Source organism: Roseburia sp. AF42-8 (assembly GCF_003435965.1).
In the GTDB taxonomy this organism is placed as follows: domain Bacteria; phylum Bacillota; class Clostridia; order Lachnospirales; family Lachnospiraceae; genus Roseburia_C; species Roseburia_C amylophila.
In genome coordinates, this window is the sequence record NZ_QTVB01000039.1 from 1 (window position 1) to 19,249 (window position 19,249).

At 37.6% G+C, this 19,249-nt stretch carries 22 protein-coding genes and 5 pseudogenes; 22 read left to right on the forward strand and 5 right to left on the reverse strand.

The genetic code is table 11. The annotated features are described in order from the left end of the window. Positions 1 to 83: 83 nt before the first annotated feature. The 16 genes and pseudogenes from DW059_RS12510 to DW059_RS12585 all read left to right on the forward strand — a co-directional run. The gene (locus tag DW059_RS12510) at positions 84 to 284 is read left to right on the forward strand and encodes a cysteine hydrolase family protein (RefSeq protein WP_330408415.1); all 201 of its coding nucleotides are present in this window, start codon (positions 84 to 86) and stop codon (positions 282 to 284) included. Between the two features lie 37 nt (positions 285 to 321). Next, positions 322 to 1,056, forward strand: a complete 735-nt coding sequence (locus tag DW059_RS12515; RefSeq protein WP_117699019.1) for a MerR family transcriptional regulator — start codon at positions 322 to 324, stop codon at positions 1,054 to 1,056. A 121-nt stretch (positions 1,057 to 1,177) separates the two neighbouring features. After that, positions 1,178 to 1,462, forward strand: coding sequence for an ArsR/SmtB family transcription factor (locus DW059_RS12520; RefSeq protein WP_117699020.1), 285 nt, complete (start codon positions 1,178 to 1,180; stop codon positions 1,460 to 1,462). Positions 1,463 to 1,672: 210 nt separating this feature from the next. Continuing rightward, positions 1,673 to 1,930, forward strand: a complete 258-nt coding sequence (locus tag DW059_RS17840) for a hypothetical protein (protein WP_330408414.1) — start codon at positions 1,673 to 1,675, stop codon at positions 1,928 to 1,930. Then, on the forward strand, positions 1,927 to 2,481 hold the full coding sequence (locus DW059_RS12530; RefSeq protein WP_117699021.1) for a DUF5714 domain-containing protein: 555 nt from the start codon (positions 1,927 to 1,929) through the stop codon (positions 2,479 to 2,481). The genes DW059_RS17840 and DW059_RS12530 overlap by 4 nt, the downstream gene beginning before the upstream one ends. Then, positions 2,474 to 2,878, forward strand: coding sequence for an arsenate reductase ArsC (locus DW059_RS12535; protein ID WP_117699022.1), 405 nt, complete (start codon positions 2,474 to 2,476; stop codon positions 2,876 to 2,878). Before DW059_RS12530 ends, DW059_RS12535 begins: the two co-directional genes overlap by 8 nt. A 176-nt stretch (positions 2,879 to 3,054) precedes the next feature. Further along, positions 3,055 to 3,414, forward strand: a complete 360-nt coding sequence (locus DW059_RS16535; protein WP_242986247.1) for an SdpI family protein — start codon at positions 3,055 to 3,057, stop codon at positions 3,412 to 3,414. Further along, positions 3,411 to 3,818, forward strand: a complete 408-nt coding sequence (locus DW059_RS16540; RefSeq protein ID WP_242986248.1) for a PH domain-containing protein — start codon at positions 3,411 to 3,413, stop codon at positions 3,816 to 3,818. The genes DW059_RS16535 and DW059_RS16540 overlap by 4 nt, the downstream gene beginning before the upstream one ends. Positions 3,819 to 4,140: 322 nt before the next feature. Then, positions 4,141 to 4,266: pseudogene (locus DW059_RS12550) on the forward strand (choloylglycine hydrolase); the annotation flags it as partial. A 38-nt stretch (positions 4,267 to 4,304) separates the two neighbouring features. Continuing rightward, a complete protein-coding gene (locus DW059_RS12555) occupies positions 4,305 to 4,985 on the forward strand; it encodes a GTP pyrophosphokinase (protein ID WP_117699024.1) in 681 nt (226 codons plus the stop codon). Between the two features lie 35 nt (positions 4,986 to 5,020). After that, complete coding sequence (gene cls / locus DW059_RS12560) at positions 5,021 to 6,580, forward strand: cardiolipin synthase (protein ID WP_117699025.1); 1,560 nt, start codon at positions 5,021 to 5,023, stop codon at positions 6,578 to 6,580. 196 nt (positions 6,581 to 6,776) lie between these two features. Continuing rightward, positions 6,777 to 8,210 carry a phospholipase D family protein gene (locus tag DW059_RS12565; protein ID WP_117699026.1) on the forward strand — a complete coding sequence of 478 codons (1,434 nt, stop codon included), beginning with the start codon at positions 6,777 to 6,779 and terminating at the stop codon, positions 8,208 to 8,210. Continuing rightward, positions 8,189 to 8,899 (forward strand): response regulator transcription factor, encoded by a 711-nt coding sequence (locus tag DW059_RS12570; RefSeq protein ID WP_117699027.1) that lies wholly within the window; start codon positions 8,189 to 8,191, stop codon positions 8,897 to 8,899. Before DW059_RS12565 ends, DW059_RS12570 begins: the two co-directional genes overlap by 22 nt. After that, positions 8,899 to 9,942, forward strand: coding sequence for a HAMP domain-containing sensor histidine kinase (locus tag DW059_RS12575; RefSeq protein ID WP_117699028.1), 1,044 nt, complete (start codon positions 8,899 to 8,901; stop codon positions 9,940 to 9,942). The genes DW059_RS12570 and DW059_RS12575 overlap by 1 nt, the downstream gene beginning before the upstream one ends. A 31-nt stretch (positions 9,943 to 9,973) precedes the next feature. Beyond that, positions 9,974 to 11,023, forward strand: a complete 1,050-nt coding sequence (locus DW059_RS12580) for an FUSC family protein (protein ID WP_117699029.1) — start codon at positions 9,974 to 9,976, stop codon at positions 11,021 to 11,023. Next, positions 11,008 to 11,091, forward strand: a pseudogene (locus DW059_RS12585) (CDP-alcohol phosphatidyltransferase family protein); the annotation flags it as partial. The gene DW059_RS12580 and the pseudogene DW059_RS12585, both read left to right, overlap by 16 nt. 207 nt (positions 11,092 to 11,298) lie before the next feature. Here DW059_RS12585 and DW059_RS12590 read toward each other — a convergent pair. After that, positions 11,299 to 11,637: a hypothetical protein gene (locus DW059_RS12590; protein WP_117699030.1), complete on the reverse strand. Its 339-nt coding sequence runs from the start codon at positions 11,635 to 11,637 to the stop codon at positions 11,299 to 11,301. A gap of 160 nt (positions 11,638 to 11,797) precedes the next feature. On the opposite strand from DW059_RS12590, the pseudogene DW059_RS12595 reads away from it, so the two are divergent. The 3 genes and pseudogenes from DW059_RS12595 to ftsH all read left to right on the forward strand — a co-directional run. Further along, a pseudogene (locus DW059_RS12595) lies at positions 11,798 to 11,980 on the forward strand (hypothetical protein); the annotation flags it as partial. 21 nt (positions 11,981 to 12,001) lie between these two features. Then, positions 12,002 to 12,990 (forward strand): annotated as a pseudogene (gene bsh, locus DW059_RS12600) (choloylglycine hydrolase). Between the two features lie 50 nt (positions 12,991 to 13,040). Next, on the forward strand, positions 13,041 to 14,855 hold the full coding sequence (gene ftsH / locus DW059_RS12605) for an ATP-dependent zinc metalloprotease FtsH (RefSeq protein WP_117699032.1): 1,815 nt from the start codon (positions 13,041 to 13,043) through the stop codon (positions 14,853 to 14,855). 144 nt (positions 14,856 to 14,999) lie between these two features. On the opposite strand, the pseudogene DW059_RS17375 reads toward ftsH, so the two are convergent. Beyond that, positions 15,000 to 15,645: pseudogene (locus tag DW059_RS17375) on the reverse strand (ISL3 family transposase). Between the two features lie 183 nt (positions 15,646 to 15,828). Between DW059_RS17375 and DW059_RS12620 the strand changes: the two are divergent. Beyond that, entirely contained in the window at positions 15,829 to 17,247 is a 1,419-nt protein-coding gene (locus DW059_RS12620) for a methyl-accepting chemotaxis protein (RefSeq protein ID WP_117699035.1), read from the forward strand. A 103-nt stretch (positions 17,248 to 17,350) separates the two neighbouring features. On the opposite strand, the gene DW059_RS12625 is transcribed toward DW059_RS12620, so the two are convergent. The 3 genes from DW059_RS12625 to DW059_RS12635 all read right to left on the reverse strand — a co-directional run bounded on the left by DW059_RS12625 (position 17,351) and on the right by DW059_RS12635 (position 18,412). Further along, complete coding sequence (locus DW059_RS12625; protein ID WP_117699036.1) at positions 17,351 to 17,614, reverse strand: hypothetical protein; 264 nt, start codon at positions 17,612 to 17,614, stop codon at positions 17,351 to 17,353. Continuing rightward, on the reverse strand, positions 17,607 to 17,888 hold the full coding sequence (locus DW059_RS12630; RefSeq protein ID WP_117699037.1) for a helix-turn-helix transcriptional regulator: 282 nt from the start codon (positions 17,886 to 17,888) through the stop codon (positions 17,607 to 17,609). The genes DW059_RS12625 and DW059_RS12630 overlap by 8 nt, the downstream gene beginning before the upstream one ends. A gap of 83 nt (positions 17,889 to 17,971) precedes the next feature. Further along, positions 17,972 to 18,412 carry a S24 family peptidase gene (locus DW059_RS12635; RefSeq protein WP_242986250.1) on the reverse strand — a complete coding sequence of 147 codons (441 nt, stop codon included), beginning with the start codon at positions 18,410 to 18,412 and terminating at the stop codon, positions 17,972 to 17,974. 108 nt (positions 18,413 to 18,520) lie between these two features. Here DW059_RS12635 and DW059_RS15965 point away from each other — a divergent pair, with 108 nt between their 5' ends. Continuing rightward, positions 18,521 to 18,682 carry a hypothetical protein gene (locus DW059_RS15965; RefSeq protein WP_156454684.1) on the forward strand — a complete coding sequence of 54 codons (162 nt, stop codon included), beginning with the start codon at positions 18,521 to 18,523 and terminating at the stop codon, positions 18,680 to 18,682. A 199-nt stretch (positions 18,683 to 18,881) separates the two neighbouring features. Next, a complete protein-coding gene (locus DW059_RS12645; protein ID WP_117691176.1) occupies positions 18,882 to 19,076 on the forward strand; it encodes a hypothetical protein in 195 nt (64 codons plus the stop codon). Positions 19,077 to 19,249: the final 173 nt, after the last annotated feature.

The following is a 19,249-nucleotide window of genomic DNA, read 5'->3' on the forward strand; positions in this document are numbered from 1 at the left end:
AATAAGTTTGCACCATTTCATGCATATGAAGGAACAGAAGATATTGATTTTGCTAAAGAATTGCATATAGTATCTGATAATATATTCATAAATATAAAGGTAATGCATTTACTAATTCTGGACTTGATATATTGCTGAAAAAACACAATATTGAATATGTTGAAGTTGTGGGTGTAGATGGTGGGGCTTGCGTTGTACTGACAGCATTAGGTGCTATAAAAAATGGATATAAAGTAATCGTGAATGAAGCTGCAATCGGAACTATTGACTCCTACGCAACGTAATAGTTTACGATATGTTTATCGAGAGGAGGAAATGACAATGATGACAGTGAATGAGGTAAGTAAATTAACAGGAGTGAGTATACGCACTCTGCAGTATTATGATACCATTGGTCTCTTAAAACCTATTGAATATACAGAGTCAGGTTATAGGTTGTATGACGATACATCCTTGGAAAGGCTGCAACAAATTTTACTGTTTAAAGAATTGGAATTTCCGCTTAAGGAGATTAAAAAGATAATTGATGCCCCTAACTTTGACAGGAATAAAGCATTAGAGCAGCAGATTGAATTGCTTACTATGAAAAAAGAGCATCTTGAAAATCTTATTAGTTTCGCTCGAGGAATAAAAGGAATAGGAGTGAAATATATGGATTTTAAAGTATTTGATACAACAAAGATTGATGAGTATTCTAAACGAGCAAAAGAACAATGGGGACAAACCTCTGAGTATAAGGAGTTTGAAGAGAAAACAAAGAACTGGACGAAAGACGATGAAGCTACTGTTGCAAATGAGTTTATGCAATTATTTGTTGAATTCGGACAAATGAAAGAAATGGACCCAGAAGATGAACAGGTGCAGTTGCAGGTAAGGAAACTTCAGGATTACATTACAGATCATTTTTATACATGTTCTGATAAGATTTTATGCGGTCTTGGAAGAATGTATGCCGGTGGAGGAGAACTTACGGAAAATATTGATGATGTTGGAGGAGTTGGCACAGCAGAGTTTGCAAGTAATGCTATTGATATATTTTATATGAGTAGAAGGTAACTTCCTGTTTTTAAAGCTGTACATGAAAATGTATGGCTTTATTTTATAAAAACACATTGATAATTATCTATGTATATGTTAATCTAGACATATAGATAAATATCAATGCGAGGTAAATGAAATGGAACTAACAAATGTTGCATTAATCTGCAAGGCACTTGGAGATTCAAACAGATTAGAAATAGTGCAAATGTTGTCAGATGGCGAAAAATGTGGATGCAGGCTCTTGGAAAAATTTGAAATTACACAGCCAACCCTGTCTCATCATATGAAGATACTGGTGGAATGTGGATTGGTGAATGATCGCAAAGAAGGTAAATGGCATCATTACTCTTTGAATTGTGATACTTTATTAGAATTCAAGAATTTTATTGGCAGTTTGACATGTGGGTTATTCTATGCATGATCATCGATGTATCCATAGGACATTTTTTCCCGATGATACCCAATATATTAAATGAGTTTGAATATGCAGGGATATCTATTCCTATGGCTGTATTAATCTGGATTATGATTTATCCAATGATGATTACTATTGACATTAGTGCTGATATTTATGTTTCAGTCGGAAGTTATTCTGAAAAATCCTATACACATAATACTGATTGCAATACCTTTGATAATTCAGACATTTTTGATCTTTGGAATCGCATACGTAGCGTGTTATCTGTTAAAACTGCCACACAATATTGCAACACCTGCAGGAATGATAGGAGCATCTGATTTCTTTGAACTTGCGGTGGCAGTGGCGATTGCATTGTTTGGAACAACAAGTGAGGCTGCACTTGCTACTACTGTGGGTGTCTTAACAGAAGTTCCGGTAATGCTTATGCTTGTAAGAATTGCAAATAAGACGAAAGGAAGGTTTCTATGACAGTAAGAGAAAAAGCAGAACTGATTGTAAAAGATATAAAGAAAGAACAGGGAACAAATCCGGTTGTTATTTTTAAGCAGATTGCAGAGAAGGAATATATCAGCATTCATGGACCGGAACACCATATATTAGATGGTGCAAGTTTGCTAGTAGCCTACAAAAACGCAGGTGGAGAGATAGACTTAGAACAGGCATTGGACAGGCTGATGTCAGAAGGACTTCGGATGCCGGGAGCAATGTGCGGTTTATGGGGAATATGCGGAGCAATTACATCCATTGGCGTTGCACTTGCAATCATCGACGGAACAGGTCCGCTTTCAACAGATGGAACATGGGGAAATCATATGCAGTTTACCTCGAAAGCAATCGGAGAATTAGGAGCCATAAACGGACCAAGGTGCTGCAAGAGAGATGCAATGATAGCATTTAAGAATGGTATTGATTATGTGAATGCTCATTATGGAGTAACATTGCAATACGAACAAATGCAATGTGGATTCACAGATTTTAATGAGCAGTGTATAAAGGAGAGGTGTCCATTTCATGAGTAATGTAAAAGTGGCATTTATTTGTGTCCATAATTCCTGCCGAAGTCAGATTGCTGAGGCTTTTGGAAGACATCTGGCATCAGATGTGTTTCAAAGTTATTCGGCGGGTACAGAAACAAAACCACAGATTAACCAAGATGCTGTCCGTATTATGAAGGAATTATATAATATAGATATGGAAGCAGATGGACAGTTCAGTAAGCTGGTTAGTGATATTCCAAATCCGGATATTGCAATATCAATGGGGTGTAATGTGGGATGTCCATTTATAGGAAGACCGTTTGATGATAACTGGGGACTTGAAGATCCAACAGGAAAAAGTGATGAGGAATTTAAGATAGTCATTGAAAAAATCAGAAAAGATATTTTGAAATTAAAAAATGGATTGGATAAGAGGTAGACAGCATCAGATTCAAGTTTGCAGAACTAATAGAGAAGTAACATATAAAACAATAAATATGGTCAAAAAATCATCGACATCCAACCTACAGCACGTTATAATATAGCTAATCTAATAAGAAAATTATAACATTACTCTATAATGGTATTGCAAGACTGGTCAATATGGGAGCAGATATGGAAAATCTGTTTATGGCAGTAATTTACTATAGAACTGGACTGCTGTTTATGGTTATTGGAAATTATTTGCCAAAAGTGAAACAGAATAATACCATAGGAATAAGAGTTGTATGGTCTTTAATGGATGAAGAAAACTGGAATGCAACACATAGATTCAGCGGCAAATTATGGATGGCATCAGGTATTTTATGTATGATTTGTGGACTTTTTGGGGAAAGCATGGCTGCACTGGTTGTGTATATTATAAGTATTATGGCAGCTGCAATCATTAGCATTCTCTACTCCTACCTTTTTTATAAGAAAAAGCTGGCAACCGGAGAAGGCTTAAAAATTCAGTATAATACAAAAAAAGTGTGATATATCTGATCATCGCAATTTCCGTTATTGTGTTTACTATATGGACTTTGTTTTGGGGAAGCATTCAGATTCGTTGTAATGATCGTGATTTTAACATTGAAGCAAAAGGATGGAATGATTATACAGGGGAGTATTCGCAAATTGACAGCATTTCTTATGAAGAAAATGTATTGCAGAACGATAAAGATTACAGAACTAATGGTTTTGGAAACCTGAAGTATGCTATGGGAAACTTCAAAAACGATATCTTCGGAGATTATATCCGCTACACTCATGCCTCCTGCCATTCATATGTTGTCGTGAACATAGATGGAAAAATATTAGTTGTAAATGGGGAAAATGACGCAGAGACAAGGGAAATCTATCAGAGAATAAGTGAGAAGGTGTCAAAGGAAAGAAAATAGTTGTCGGAAACGCTGAGAAGAAATTATTCTCATCGTATCTTATCTCCTTATCGTTCAATCAATTATTTGCTACAAAAATCAGAAGCATTTCAATCAGTTCACCATGTCACTTTTATTTTGTGTTATACTGTTTTATATAATTTTTTTGGTCTCCGCTGCCGCTTCGGTCGGCACAGAGCAGAGGTCCACCGGACCTCTTGTGCCCTTGTATTTTCCCTTATCAGAGTTCGTAAACACTGGTGGGACGATATAACACAAGGGAAACAATAAGGGAAAGCTCACCTGCGACAAATCCAGTGTTTTCAATGGTTTGCGGAGAATTTATTATAATACTTATGAAAACCATCAGATCAGTGCAGTAGATATGCATGTAGAAAATCTGGATAGTGATAAAATGATTTGTTATCCAGTAATTCAAGGAGAAAGAATCAACTATCAAAATAAATAATGTTTTGAAATCAGGGATGAGGTAGAAAGGAAAGTTCCATGACAAAAGATGAAGTAAAAAAACTTAGGATGGCCAGTCCGGAATCACTACAGTTTTTAAATAATGCTACAAAATTTTATAATTTAATGATGATGTATCGTTGTGCTATTCGGGAGATACAAACTAAACTTGAGGTTTTGGATGATGAATTTTCAGTTGAGAACAATCGAAATCCTATTTCTTTTATAAAAACAAGAATTAAGAAGCCCAATAGTATTTACGATAAACTGCAGAAGATGGGATATGAATTTACAACAGAAAATATACAGACATATCTCAATGATGTAGCAGGCGTTCGAATAGTTTGTGCGTTTATTGACGATATTTATATGATATCAGATTTGATTACCCAACAGGATGATATTAAAGTTATTGAAATAAAAGATTATATAAAAAATCCAAAATCGAATGGTTATCGAAGCTATCATATGATTGTTGAAATACCAGTATTTTTTGCTAAGGGTAAAACACCTATGCGTGTAGAATTACAGATTCGAACCAATGGTATGGATTTCTGGGCAACATTGGAACATCAACTTCGCTATAAAAAAGGAATTGAAGAAATGCCTGGCTATGATGAGATAAGTGAAGAATTACTTCATTCTGCAAGAGCTATCATTGAAGCAGATAATGAAATGCAGAGAATAAAAGACAAAATTGGTATGTTTCACGAAATTTAGGGAGAAAACTGAGCAAGTAGGAAGGTGGAATATATATGAAACAAGATACTTTAGAAGGCAAAGCAAAAACAAAAAATGGGGTAAAACGGCTGTGTTTTTCCATAATCTGCATTCTTCTGGAAGTGATTTTTATTATTACTATCGTAACACGCTTGAATGAATATGCAGAAATCATAAATTTATTTACAAGGATTTTGAGTGGGATCTTGGTTTTGGGATTGTACGCATCAAATAAGACATCCTCTATGAAAATGCCTTGGGTCATCTTAATTCTAATTTTCCCAATTATGGGTGTAGGCCTGTATTTGTTGATTGGTTTGAATGGTGGCACACATAAAATGCGTGAGCGATATGCAGAAATTGATAGCAAATTGTTACCAATGCTTCCGGACAGTCAGGAGTGTTTGAGCAGAATAAAAGAAACAATTCCGAAAGCAGGAAATATAGCAAGTTACATACAAAGAAATTCGCAGTATCCAATCTATCAGAATACGGATATTGTGTATTTTGATGAAGCAGTGAAAGGATTAGAGGCACAGCTTAAGGATTTGGAGAAAGCACAGAAGTTTATCTTTATGGAATATCATGCGATAGAAGACGCTGAAGCATGGCATAAGATTCAAGATGTTCTGGAAGAGCGAGTAAAAGCAGGTGTGGAAGTTAGAGTATTCTACGATGATATGGGTTCTATAGGCTTTATTAACACAGATTTTGTGAAAAAAATGGAGGCAATAGGAATTCATTGCCGTGTATTCAATCCGTTTATGCCAGGTTTAAATCTGTTTTTGAACAATCGTGATCATAGAAAAATAACAGTTATTGATGGAAAAGTCGGATTTACAGGTGGATATAATCTAGCAAACGAATATTTTAATTACACACACCCGTATGGACAGTGGAAAGATACAGGTATTCGTTTAGAAGGAGATGCTGTTCAGTCGCTTACGGTGACATTTTTGGAAATGTGGAATGCAGTAAGTGATAAGGATGCTAATGATTCTGATTTTAGTAAATACCTTTTCCAATATGATTATGCGGCACAGCAAACTGGGTTTGTTCAACCTTATGCAGACAGCCCTATGGATAATGAGCAAGTAGGAGAAGAAGTTTATATCAGTATGATAAATAAAGCTGAAAAATATTGTTGGTTTATGACTCCATATCTAATCATAACAGATGAAATGACGCATGCGTTATGTCTGGCTGCTAAGCGAGGGGTAGACGTAAGAATTATCACACCTGGTATCCCTGATAAAAAATTCATTTATAATATAACTCGTTCTTTTTATCATGGATTAGTTAAACATGGTGTTCGTGTTTATGAGTGGACTCCTGGTTTCTGTCATGCAAAAATGAGTGTGGCAGATGACTGTATGGCAACTTGTGGAACAATTAATCTGGATTATCGAAGTTTATATCACCATTTTGAAAACGGCTGTTTTATGGTAGATTGTCAGGCAGTTGTGGAAATAAAAAATGATCTGATAAGAACGATGGGAGAATGTCGTGATGTGACAGACCAATATCAAACCGGACGAAGTGCATATTTGCGACTGGGACAATTATTTATGAGATTATTTGCTGGATTGCTATAAGAATCTGATGAAACGACCTTTCAAAAAACAGTTGATTTAGAAGTTAACTGTTTTTGAAAGGTCGTTTTTGTTATATCTAACAGTCTGTTGTACAAAGAAGATTTTGCATGGATGAAAAAAACAAACCTTGTTGAGGTTAAATTGAGATTGACTTTGTATTGTATAAGTATGAAAAAAAGGAATCAGGTGATGTACAATGAAAAAGCATAAAATATGTAAAATCCTTCTTGTTATACTGGCAATTTTTTTATGTGTGGCTTTTTATGAATTGCTCGGAATCTGCGTTGCATATAAAAAGCAGCCGGAAGTGTCCAATACAACCAAAAAAGAAACAAAAAATGGGTCATGGAACGAATGCAGTGAAAATACAGAACGGGCAGTAATCATAGAAAAGAATCCAGAAGCGCTTTTACAAAGAGTGCGTTTGATCAAGAATGCAAAAAAGGAAATTATTCTTTCTACTTTTGCATTTCAATCCGATGAAAGTGGAAAATTGATTTTAGGAGCACTGCATGATGCGGCAGACAGAGGTGTACATATTCGTCTGTTAGTAGATGGAATGGAGAGCTGGATTGATATGGAAGGAAATCCGTATTTCTATGGATTATCTTCCCATGAGAATGTTGAAATTAAACTATATAATAAGGCCAATCCGTTGAAACCGTGGAAAATGATGGGTAGAATGCATGATAAATATTTGATTGCAGATGGAAAGAGATATATTCTTGGGGGAAGAAATACATACAATTATTTCCTGGGTGATTTTCCGGGACATAAGAACTATGACAGAGACGTGTTAGTGGTTTGCGATGAACCTGAGAAAGAAAATTCAGTTAACCAGTTGTCAGAGTATTTTGAAACCATATGGAATCAGGAAGACAGTGGTTATTTTCATGACAATAAAAAACTGGCAAATAGAAAATCTGTAAAGAACGCAGTTTTAGAGCTGCAGAACGGCTATCAGAAATATTTTGAAGAGAATAAGGAAAGAATCTGCGATACCGATTACACGGACGAAACTTTTGAGACAGAAAAGATTACATTAGTGTCAAATCCTATTCACACAGGTTCCAAAGAACCAGTAGTGTGGTATCAGTTGGGAGAATTGATGAAAAATGCAAAAAATCGTGTGAAGATTCACACTCCATATATTATCTGCAATGATATGATGTATAATACATGGGAGGAGATTGCAGAGAACGTTTCAGATTTTTCTATCATGACAAATTCAGTTGCGAATAATGGGAATCCATTTGGGGCTGCTGATTATGCGAGAAACAGAAACAGAATTTTAAATACAGGAATTGATATCTGGGAGTATGAAGGCGGCTATTCATACCACGGAAAAAGTATTCTGATTGACGATGATCTGTCTGTAATCGGTTCCTTTAATATGGACATGAGAAGTACATATCTGGATACGGAACTGATGCTTGTAATACGCAGTAAAGATATTAATAAACAGTTGGAAGAGGGCATGATGGAATATGAAAAAGTGTCCCGCCAGATATTAGAAGGCGGAACTTATAATGATCCATATCATGTAGAGCCAATCGAATTAACAAAGAAACGTCAGAGAAAAATATTTTTAGTACAGCATCTGCTTGGATGGGCAAGGTATCTGTTTTAATAAGGAGGAAGGAAAACGTGTTTCAAATATTGATTGTAGAAGATGATAAAGAATTAAGCCAGCTATTCCAAAAAGTGCTTGAGAAGAATGGATATCAAGTCAAAAGTGCATCGGATGGAGCACAGGCATTAGAAATATTGGATAAGGAATATATTGATCTGATCATTTCTGATATTATGATGCCGGTTATGGATGGTTATGAACTGGTGTCAGAACTTCGTTCAGCAGGATATCAGATACCGGTACTTATGATCACTGCGAAAGGTTCCTTTGATGATATGCGCCAGGGATTTCTTTCGGGAAGTGACGATTATATGGTAAAACCGGTAAATGTGAATGAAATGGTTTTAAGAGTCGGAGCACTGCTTCGCCGTGCACAGATACTGAATGAACACAAAATTGTGATCGGTTCAACAGAGTTTGATTATGATGCAATGACGGTTACAACTGATAAGGAAAGTCTTGTTTTGCCTAAAAAAGAATTCCTGCTTTTATATAAGCTTGCAGCTTCGCCAGGCAGAACATTTACAAAACAACAGTTGATGGATGAAGTATGGGGATACGAGACGGAGGCAGACCCACATACGATAGAGGTACATATAGGAAGAATCAGAGAGCGTTTTAAAGATAACCCTGATTTTGAAATCGTAACAATGCGTGGAATTGGATACAAGGTGGTGAAAAAATAATGAAACAAAAGAAAGAAAAAGGATTGCGGATCCGATCCTGTCTGACTGGTGCAATCTGGCTGGCACTTGTATTTTCAACAGTCATATCTGCTTTATTATTTGCTTTTTTGAATCATTTTTTTAATCTGCCGGACAGCATACCTGTGCTTGGCTGGCTTTTGATTTTCAATACATTGATTGCAGGGCTGATCACTTCTTTTATCAATGCAAAGTTACTGGAACCAATTACCAGACTTAGTAAAGCAATGAAGGAAGTTTCTCGGGGAGATTTTGAACAGCATTTGGAAACGAACAGCCGTATAGCAGAAGTTGGAGAATCTTATCAAAGTTTTAACGTTATGACAAAAGAACTTCGTGCAACAGAGGTGCTGCAGATGGATTTTGTATCTAATGTTTCTCATGAGTTTAAGACCCCGATTAATGCCATTGAAGGATATACAATGCTGCTTCAGGGAGAAGAACTGTCTCCGGATCAAGAGGAATATGTAGAAAAAATCTTATTTAACACCCAAAGACTTTCCGGATTGGTTGGTAATATTTTGCTGTTATCCAAGTTAGAGAATCAGAATATACCAATGAAAAAAACAGAATATCGTCTGGATGAACAGATCCGCCAGGCATTTCTTTCATTGGAAACAAAATGGACAGAAAAAGAAATTGGTTTTCAGGTAGAATTGGAGGAAGTTAAATATACTGGGAATGAAGGACTTTTTATGCATATCTGGATGAATCTTTTAGATAATGCGATTAAGTTCAGTCCTGCAAAGGGGACAATTACGATGTTTCTGAAACAAGAACAGGATTCTGTTAAGTTCATTCTGGAAGATGAAGGACCGGGAATAGAGGATGATGTGAAAACCAGAATATTTGATAAATTTTATCAGGCAGACGGTTCTCACAAAGCAGAAGGAAATGGTCTCGGCCTTGCACTTGTGAAACGGATCGTAGATAGTGCCGGAGGAACAATCAAAGCAGAAAACCGTGAATATGGTGGATGCAGATTTGTTATAGAGCTGCCAATACAGAAAGATGAGGCCATATAAGTTTAAGAAAAACAGATAGAGGAGGAATTACATGACATTTTATCAGGAATTGCAGTTAAATCAGGCAGGTTCTAAAAACCTGTTGAAAAAGAGTGAAACACGAAAAGAAAAATTATATCATATGTGGGTATATCTGGTGAAGATAGCTGTTACAATGGCATTTTGTTTTTTATTTGTTACTATTTTCAGTATCTTATTTGGAAATGAGAATAGCATTGTAGGTGTAGTAGTCTTATTATGCCTTATGGTATTTCGGAATGCGGATCTGGGGATCCACACCGGACAATCTACGATGCTTTTGGCTTTGTTCTTTGTAATTATGGCTGTATGTCCGCATTTAGCAAATCAGTTTTCACCGGTATTGGGAATGCTGTTAAATATTGCGGCACTGGCTGTGTTGATTCTGTTCGGATGCCATAATCCATTCATGTTTAATCAATCTACATTGGTTCTTGGGTATCTACTGCTATATGGTTATGATGTTACGGGAAAAAGCTATCAGATGCGATTAGTCGGAATGGCTTTAGGTGCAGCACTTACCTGCTTCGTATTTTATCGAAATCATAAAAACAGAACTTATAAAAGAAATCTGAAAGATCTGATACAAGAATTTGATATTACTTCTTCCAGAACAAAATGGCAGATATGTCAGTTTTTATGCGTACCGATTGTCCTTTGCATTGCAGAACTCTGTAATATGCCACGTGCAATGTGGGCTGGTATTGCGGCCATGTCCACGATTTTGCCGTTTATGGAAGATATGCACTACAGAGTCCGTAAAAGGATTGTCGGAAATATTGCAGGTGTTATATGTTTTACAGTATTATATTTTCTGCTTCCTTCGTCAATTTATGCATATATAGGAATTCTTGGTGGAATCGGTGTAGGATTTTCAGCACAATATGGCTGGCAGGCAGTATTTAACACATTTGGTGCTTTAGCCATTGCTGCAGAGACTTATGGACTACAAGGAGCGGTTAGTCTTAGAGTGATTCAAAATGTTTTTGGTGTTGTGTTTGCTTTAGCATTTTGTGTTATATTTTATTGGTTTATGTCTAAAAAAAAGGAAAGTGCGCTATAATGATGGTCATATTGGTCGCTCTGTATATTATCCAGAATACCAGGACTCTTAAGGGAGAGACTGTATAAGCAATTTTATATTGCAATGACTAGAAAAATATTTAGGAGAAGATAGATATAAACAGTAAGTCAAACACACAAACTATGGAGTCTTTAGTCGGTTTAATAAAATTTTAGATAGAAAATAAATCATTCAATGTCATTTAGATAAGGTTTTTTATGACAAAAAGACAGATTGCTTATCTGCCTTATAATGCAGTATAATGGTAACGAGATTTATGCAACCCGATACATGAAATCCCTATTTCTCTTTGAACGGAGGTGGATAGGATATTTTCGATTGTACCTGACAGGTGTCAGATACTTTTGTATGAGAAGCATGGTCTCTGTTTCGTTACCACCATGTTTGAGATATGCCCTGCATATGTTTACTGCATTTGAAACGGATTTACTCTGCATCTGGAGCATAAACTGAATATACTCGCGGAAAGAAAGTTTGCGGTTCCTGGTAAAATCACTTTCCGGATTATGGCAGAACATAGAGTGAATTTCATCAAGTTCTGTGATGCAGTTGTCGAGTGTGGATTTTAAATTAGATAAGAAAAAATCAGCCATAATGAGCCTCCTTGAAATATGTTTATAATCAAGGCTTGCGCAACATATATTGGCTTACTTGTCAACTGTTTTTTGTAATATTTTTAAAGTTTTTAGGCATAAAAACAGTGGCTTTCTATGACAGAAAACCACTGAAATGATGCTTAACTGAATGGCATTGCTTTATCACCACTTTGAAAATGGTTGTTTTATGGCGGATAGTCAGACAGTTTTGGATATAAGAGATGATCTGGGAGCAACAATGAATGAATGCAGGAAAGTGACCGAAAAGTACCGCACAGGACGGAGTGCATATTTACGGCTCGGACAGTTGTTTATGAGATTGTTTGCAGGACTATTATAGCAGAAAGAAGAGGGGTTCGATATGTGTACAGCAGCAACTTACAAAACAAAAGATTTTTATATGGGCAGAACGCTTGATTATGAATTTTCCTATGGGGAACAGATTACGATAACGCCAAGAAATTACGAATTTGATTTCCGGTTTGCCGGGAAGATAAAAAGCCATTATGCTTTGATCGGAATGGCATTTGTTGCAGGAGGTTATCCGCTTTATTATGATGCTGTTAATGAAAAAGGCCTTGGAATGGCAGGTCTTAATTTTGTTGGCAATGCGGCATATGAAGAGCTTTGCCGGGAGATGAAACAGAAGTCAGTCAGGTGGCACAGTTCGAGTTCATCCCATGGATCCTTGTACAGTGTGCTACTGTAGAAGAGGTGAGAGAGAAGCTGGCAGCAATGAGACTGACAGGCACAGCATTCAGCGAACAGCTGCCGACAGCACAGCTTCACTGGATCATTGCAGACAAAGACTCCTGTATCGTTGTTGAGTCTATGAAGGATGGGCTGCATGTATATGATAATCCGGTAGGAGTGCTTACCAATAATCCACCATTCCCCGGTCAGATGTTTGCACTGAATAATTATGCCGGTGTATCCAGAAAACAGCCGGAGAGTACTTTTGCAGAAGTATTACAGCTTGATGCATATAGCAGAGGAATGGGTGGAATGGGAATACCTGGAGATCTTTCCAGCCAGTCAAGATTTGTGAAAGTTGCCTTTACAAAATTAAATTCGCTCTCTGGTGAAGAAGAGGATGAGAGTGTAAGCCAGTTCTTCCATATCTTAGGATCCGTAGATCAGCAGCGTGGATGCTGTGAGGTGACAGAAGGCAAATATGAGATCACGATATACACGTCCTGTTGTAATACAGCAAAAGGTATTTATTATTATACGACTTATGATAATCATCAGATCACAGCGGTTGACATGCATACGGAAAATCTGGATTCAGATCAGCTGATCTGTTATCCGCTTCTGTCCAAGGGCGAAGTCAGATGGCAGAATAAATAATACGAAAATGCACGGAGAAAGCATAGCGCAGAACAACAGGAGGAAAGACCATGAAAGAAGTTAAAACACCGAAAAAACCACTGGCATATTATTATGGGATTGTGTTAATAGTGCTGATCGTATTTAATCTGGTTGTCACACCAATCCTTATGGAGCATCAGGTAAAGGAAACGGATTATGGAACTTTTATGAGCATGATCGAGAAGAAGAATATTGGTGAAGTAGAAGTTAAGGACAATCAGATCATCTTTACAGATAAAGATCAAAAAAATATTTATAAAACAGGTCTGATGAACGATCCGAACCTGACGGACAGGCTATATGAATGTGGAGCAGTATTCGCAAAAGATATCGATAAGCAGATGTCACCAATCATCAGCTTCCTGCTGACCGGGGTTTTGCCATTGATCCTTTTTATCGCACTGGGAAATTATATGGCGAAGAAACTGATGGAGCATGCCGGAGGAAAAAATTCGATGGCTTTTGGAATGGGAAAAAGCAATGCGAAGATTTATGTGCAATCCAGTGAGGGAATCCGTTTTTCAGACGTTGCAGGAGAAGATGAGGCGAAAGAAAACCTTTCAGAGATCGTTGATTATCTTCACAATCCGAAGAAGTATACCGATGTAGGTGCGTCTATGCCAAAAGGTGTTCTTCTTGTAGGACCTCCGGGAACCGGCAAAACAATGCTTGCAAAAGCAGTGGCGGGTGAATCAAATGTACCATTTTTCTCAATGTCCGGATCAGAATTCGTTGAGATGTTTGTCGGTATGGGAGCTTCCAAAGTTCGAGATCTTTTCGGACAGGCAAAGGAAAAGGCACCATGTATCGTGTTTATTGATGAAATTGATGCCATTGGTAAAAAGCGTGACGGACAAATGGGCGGAAATGATGAGAGGGAGCAGACCTTAAACCAGCTTCTTACAGAGATGGACGGATTTGAAGGAAATAATGGTGTCATCATTCTTGCTGCAACGAACCGTCCGGAGTCGTTAGATCCGGCACTTACACGTCCGGGACGTTTTGACAGGCGTGTGCCGGTTGAACTGCCGGATATTGCAGGCCGTGAAGCAATTTTAAAGGTTCATGCAAAGAAGATAAAAGCATCTGATGATGTTGACCTGCATACGATTGCACGTATGGCATCCGGTGCATCCGGTGCGGAGCTTGCCAATATTATAAATGAAGCAGCATTACGTGCTGTCCGTAGTGGAAGGACCGTTGTAAATGAATCTGATCTCGAAGAAAGTATAGAAGTGGTTATTGCAGGATATCAGAAGAAGAATGCGGTTCTTTCAGATCAGGAGAAGAAGGTTGTTGCATATCATGAGATAGGACACGCTCTGGTAGCTGCATTACAGAGTCATTCAGCACCGGTCCAGAAGATTACGATCATCCCGCGTACCTCAGGTGCACTCGGCTACACTATGCAGGTTGAGCAGGGTGATAAATATCTGATGACGAAAAAAGAACTTGAGAATAAGATTGCTACATTTACAGGCGGACGTGCGGCAGAGGAGATCGTATTTGGTGAGATCACGACCGGAGCCTCCAATGATATCGAACAGGCAACAAAAATTGCAAGAGCGATGATCACCCGCTACGGCATGACAGATGAATTCGACATGGTGGCAATGGAAAACGTGACCAACCAGTATCTTGGCGGAGATACGTCTCTTTCCTGTTCCGCAGATACCCAGAAGGAAATTGATGAAAAAGTCGTGCAGCTCGTAAAAGCAGAGCATGAAAAAGCAAGAAAAATCCTTGCTGAAAACAGGGAAAAACTGGACGAACTGGCTATGTACCTGTATGAGAAGGAAACAATTACAGGTGACGAATTTATGGATATTTTAGACAGAAAATAATGTAGTTAATTAGATAACCAATTCCACCCAAATATGATAAACAATTTTGGAATGAATTGTATTCATTTTTACAGAAACATTCTAACGAAGAGTATATTCTCATAGGAGATTTTAATACTATCAATAATAGAAACATGGAAGAGTTTAGAAAGATATTATATAATGCATATGATATTTGGTATCAAAAAGGAAACAGAGAACCTTTATCATGTATGCAGAGCCTTTTATCTCATCTGCTTTAGCTGCTTTCACAATAGCAAGTTCAGGATCATCCTTTTTAGGACGACCCTTGCTACATGGATTATCTTTTTTGACCTGCTTATATTCGCTGTAGGCATCATGCCAGATATCTTTTCTGACTTCATCGAGAGCTGTCATAGCCCACTCGATTACGTGAAAGGAATCAACACAACGGGCGCAGTCAGGAGTGTATTCATTTACACACTCGGTGATCCATTTGGCACCATCACCTGTAACAACCTTGATGCTGGATAGCTGCTCTGGAGTAAGCTGTTTATAAAACTCCATGGCCTTCCGATGCCCATACCACTGTGTTGGTATCGTGATTAACAATTACTGTAATGTACTTGTGCCCCTTTTTGTAACTGGTTTCGTCAATGCCGATATTAACCAGACCATCAAGTCTTCTTGAGCGCTCTGGTTCTAAATCATGAAGAGCACGATTGACACAGCGGTCTACAGTTTCCCAGCCCCCTCCAAGTGGTTGGTCTGCTGGAATGTTTGTCATAAACAGGACATGACTTGTGACAGAAAGGGCAGTCATTCTCATGCCATTTATTAGGTCTGGCTTTGATACGGATGTGTTTCACGCCATCCTCATCAGAGTAAAGATTAAAATTTTCTATCAAGAGAATAAAGCATTGACAAAATTTTGTGGGGTGGGGTAGAATGATGCTAGAAAATTCCAAAACATAACGCATTGGTGCCTTTCGCAGAAAGAAGAAAAATAAACATGAAAAAGAGAAAGAACTTGGGAAAAAAGTTAGTAACAATGTTAGTGTCTGTAGGCTTTTTTGCAGTTTTGATTACAGTCTTGAATTTAATGGCATTACAAGCTATTCGAGGAAAGAATAATGTGCTTATAGAACAGTTTGAACAATATGAAGAAGCAGTGGAAAATAATGATACCGCGGTTTTTGAAACAGCAAAAGGAGAAGTGGCAGAAGCCATCAGACATATCAACTACAGAATAAATGGAAGCATCATTTTTGATCTTGCACTTGTGGTAGCTGATATTATTGTAATCGTACTTCTTTCGATTGTTATTAATAAGTCCATTGTTCGTCCAGCAAAAAGAGCAAAGAATGATTTGGATGATATCATTTTAGGTATAGAATCAGGACAGGGTAATCTTACGTTAAGAGTATTTGATGAAACCAGTGATGAAATTGGTCAGCTTGCAAATGGTGTCAACCATTTTATTGAAACATTACAAAATCTTATGGTAAAGATTCAGAGTGTATCAAAAGATATGAAAAAATCTTCCTATCTTGTACAAAATGAGGCGGAATCTTCAAATATGAGTGCATCCAATGTGAGTGCAACATCGGAAGAACTTGCAGCATCCATGGAAGAGGTATCTGCTTCTCTATATGATTTAGCCCAAGGATGTAATAATCTGCTAAAGAAAATGGAAGGCATGAATGAGGATGCTAAGAACTCTGCAATGAAGATGCATGAAGTGAAGCTTACTGCAGAAAATAGCTATAAAGAAGCGATTGCATCAAAAGAAAAAACAGTAGAAACATTTGATGGCATTCAAAAGGATGTCGCGGAGGCAGTAGAAGCATCTAAGTCTGTAAATGAAATTGCAAAACTTACAGAAAATATCTTAAATATCGCAGCACAGACAAATCTTCTAGCACTTAATGCATCGATTGAAGCAGCAAGAGCAGGGGAAGCAGGCAGGGGCTTTGCCGTTGTTGCAGATGAAATCAGACAGCTTGCAGATAGTTCACGTGAGACAGCGAACAATATTCAGGAAATCAGTGGAAAAGTTATTGAGGCAGTAAACAATCTGTCTGGAAATGCAACGGAAATGATTCGTTTTGTAGATGAAAAGGTAGCACTTGATTATGACAACTTTGTAAAAATTATTGGAAATTATGATGCTGATTCTGATCAGGCAAGTAATACATTTAACGAGTTTGCAGTTAAGTCAAAAGATAGCTTAGGTACAATGAATGATATGAATGAAGGTATCAATAACATTTCTATAGCGATTGAAGAATCTGCAAAAGGTGTTACAAACGTAGCACAAGAGATATCACAACTTGTAACAGCAATTTCAGCAATTACAGTGCAGGCGGACGAAAATAAGAACCTTTCGGAAGATTTATCGGATGAAGTAGCAAAATTTGAAAAAGTTTAACTAACAGATTTTTATTATGAGAAGAACTGTATTAGGTAAATAACCCGCACTAACTAAAAATGAATGCTAGAATAAGCACAAAGGCATAGCCCCATTACGGGTTCTATGCCTTTGCGTTTTCCGGAAGATTGTCATTAACTGCATCAAATTCAAGATTCTGTTCCCGGCACCATTCGACAGCATTCGACAGAGCTTCACCGGCGCGGCAGGTCCAGAGAATGAGTTTGTTGCCATTGCGTTTCCATTCCTGGAGATATTCGATCAGTGCCTGGTTTGGCTGACCAAGCTCCGGCCATTTGCTGTAGCAGAGAGTGCCATCAAAATCAACAGCGATTGTCTGGAAATCTAACATTTTTTTATTATTCATTCAGATCATCTCCTTTAGAGGGAGTCTGCTGAACACCAAGATGATAGCAGAATAGGCTTGTTACCGGTTTGTGAAAAAAATCTGCAATTCTCATGGCGTATAGCAGAGAAGGAATATGCTGTTTTGACTCGATATTGGCAATAGTTTTCAGGCTGATGCCGGTTGCTGATGCAAGTTCTTTCTGGGTAATGCCAAGATCTGCCCTCGCTTCAACAAGTCTGCAGGTAATTGTGTCTGTCATGGTGTTTATGTCTATATCCATATCAGTATTCATATATATGCACCTCCAAATTCAGAATTGTTCAGGTCTGTTCCGCTATAATAATCCTACAGTTTTAAGTGTTCCAAAAAAAGGACTTATGAAAGAACACGGCCGAATATTTTGAAGGAACTGTTCTCTGTAACCGGAATCGGATCATATTTTTTATTCAGTGATATGAGGTAGGTTCCGAGTCTGTTATTCTGAAATTTATTCACATATGCGTTTCCATCAAGATAGAAGATACCTATTTCGCCATCATCAAGGCATGCTGTCTGTTCAATCCAGATGAGATCCTTATTATGGTATTTAGGTTCCATACTGTCACCATCTACATATACGCCAAATGTGGCAGCCTCCGGAATGTCAGGAGAGGAGAATATCTCATATTCGTCACTATCAAGAAAAGAGCCGGTACCAGCGGAAACGGTATTGTAAAATACTTTTCTTTCCCTGATCACATGGATAGGAATGATCTCTGCCGGTTTATAGTTGCCGGTGCTTTCCAGATCGCTGATATATTCAAGCACTTTGTTCATTCCATTTTCATTCAGGTTCCGGAATGGATTAAGAGGACTCTGGCCAACAAACTCTGTATAGATATCGTATATTTCAAGAATTTCACATAAGGCGAGAAACTGTCTGGCATGCATGGAATACCGGCAATCGGCATCAGGGTAGCTGATCCAAACAATCTGGATGACGGTGTGGAAATGGATGTGCTGATCGGAAAGAGAATTGATCTGGATATGCTTCATTATGTGCCGGAGCTTGCAGACAACTGGCAGGCACAGCAGATGATAAGATAGGTGACAAAGTCGGGCAGATTGTGATCATGCCGGTTCTGATACCAGATTTTACCTTTGAATCATGGGAAGAACGTGGAACCGGGGCATTTGGATCGACAGGAGGATAAGGATGATTAAATTGTTGATGTGCATAGAGATAGGTATGTGCTATACTGTGTAAAAAGATATGTACAAATTTGAAGTTTATGGAGGAATAAAGATGGATTGTTTAAGATGTAAAGAGGAAATGATTAAAGCAAAATTAAAAGGAGATGCAGTAGGTACGGTTGTTTATTTAACTAATAAGAAAAACGGTATCTTTGAGAATGAAAAGAATAGTACTGTTTCATGTTATGTATGTCCAAAATGTGGATATGTTGAATTGAATGCAGATAATGCGAAAAAATTGATTTGATAATTTCCACTTGAAACTTTCAGTAATACTGAGAAAATTAAAGAAAGTACAAAGCTCGCGAAGCTTTGAATTTACAGAACTACAAAGAAAGGATACATATTATGGAAGGAAGATTAATAGCATTTGTTATTTGGGTAATAATCGGCGTATTATTTATTGTAATGGGCATTTAT

Bases quoted from the DNA above. Each gene is read 5' to 3' on its own strand.
- DW059_RS12570 (WP_117699027.1), top strand. From the start codon at position 8,189: ATGGGCAAGGTATCTGTTTTAATAAGGAGGAAGGAAAACGTGTTTCAA.
- DW059_RS12515 (WP_117699019.1), top strand. From the start codon at position 322: ATGATGACAGTGAATGAGGTAAGTAAATTAACAGGAGTGAGTATACGC.
- DW059_RS12580 (WP_117699029.1), top strand. From the start codon at position 9,974: ATGACATTTTATCAGGAATTGCAGTTAAATCAGGCAGGTTCTAAAAAC.
- DW059_RS12520 (WP_117699020.1), top strand. From the start codon at position 1,178: ATGGAACTAACAAATGTTGCATTAATCTGCAAGGCACTTGGAGATTCA.
- DW059_RS12645 (WP_117691176.1), top strand. From the start codon at position 18,882: ATGGATTGTTTAAGATGTAAAGAGGAAATGATTAAAGCAAAATTAAAA.
- DW059_RS12635 (WP_242986250.1), bottom strand. From the start codon at position 18,412: ATGAACAAAGTGCTTGAATATATCAGCGATCTGGAAAGCACCGGCAAC.
- DW059_RS12575 (WP_117699028.1), top strand. From the start codon at position 8,899: ATGAAACAAAAGAAAGAAAAAGGATTGCGGATCCGATCCTGTCTGACT.
- DW059_RS12630 (WP_117699037.1), bottom strand. From the start codon at position 17,888: ATGAATACTGATATGGATATAGACATAAACACCATGACAGACACAATT.
- DW059_RS15965 (WP_156454684.1), top strand. From the start codon at position 18,521: ATGCATGGAATACCGGCAATCGGCATCAGGGTAGCTGATCCAAACAAT.
- DW059_RS12620 (WP_117699035.1), top strand. From the start codon at position 15,829: ATGAAAAAGAGAAAGAACTTGGGAAAAAAGTTAGTAACAATGTTAGTG.
- DW059_RS12625 (WP_117699036.1), bottom strand. From the start codon at position 17,614: ATGAATAATAAAAAAATGTTAGATTTCCAGACAATCGCTGTTGATTTT.
- DW059_RS12565 (WP_117699026.1), top strand. From the start codon at position 6,777: ATGAAAAAGCATAAAATATGTAAAATCCTTCTTGTTATACTGGCAATT.
- ftsH (WP_117699032.1), top strand. From the start codon at position 13,041: ATGAAAGAAGTTAAAACACCGAAAAAACCACTGGCATATTATTATGGG.
- DW059_RS12530 (WP_117699021.1), top strand. From the start codon at position 1,927: ATGACAGTAAGAGAAAAAGCAGAACTGATTGTAAAAGATATAAAGAAA.
- DW059_RS12555 (WP_117699024.1), top strand. From the start codon at position 4,305: ATGACAAAAGATGAAGTAAAAAAACTTAGGATGGCCAGTCCGGAATCA.
- DW059_RS12590 (WP_117699030.1), bottom strand. From the start codon at position 11,637: ATGGCTGATTTTTTCTTATCTAATTTAAAATCCACACTCGACAACTGC.
- DW059_RS16535 (WP_242986247.1), top strand. From the start codon at position 3,055: ATGGAAAATCTGTTTATGGCAGTAATTTACTATAGAACTGGACTGCTG.
- DW059_RS12535 (WP_117699022.1), top strand. From the start codon at position 2,474: ATGAGTAATGTAAAAGTGGCATTTATTTGTGTCCATAATTCCTGCCGA.
- cls (WP_117699025.1), top strand. From the start codon at position 5,021: ATGAAACAAGATACTTTAGAAGGCAAAGCAAAAACAAAAAATGGGGTA.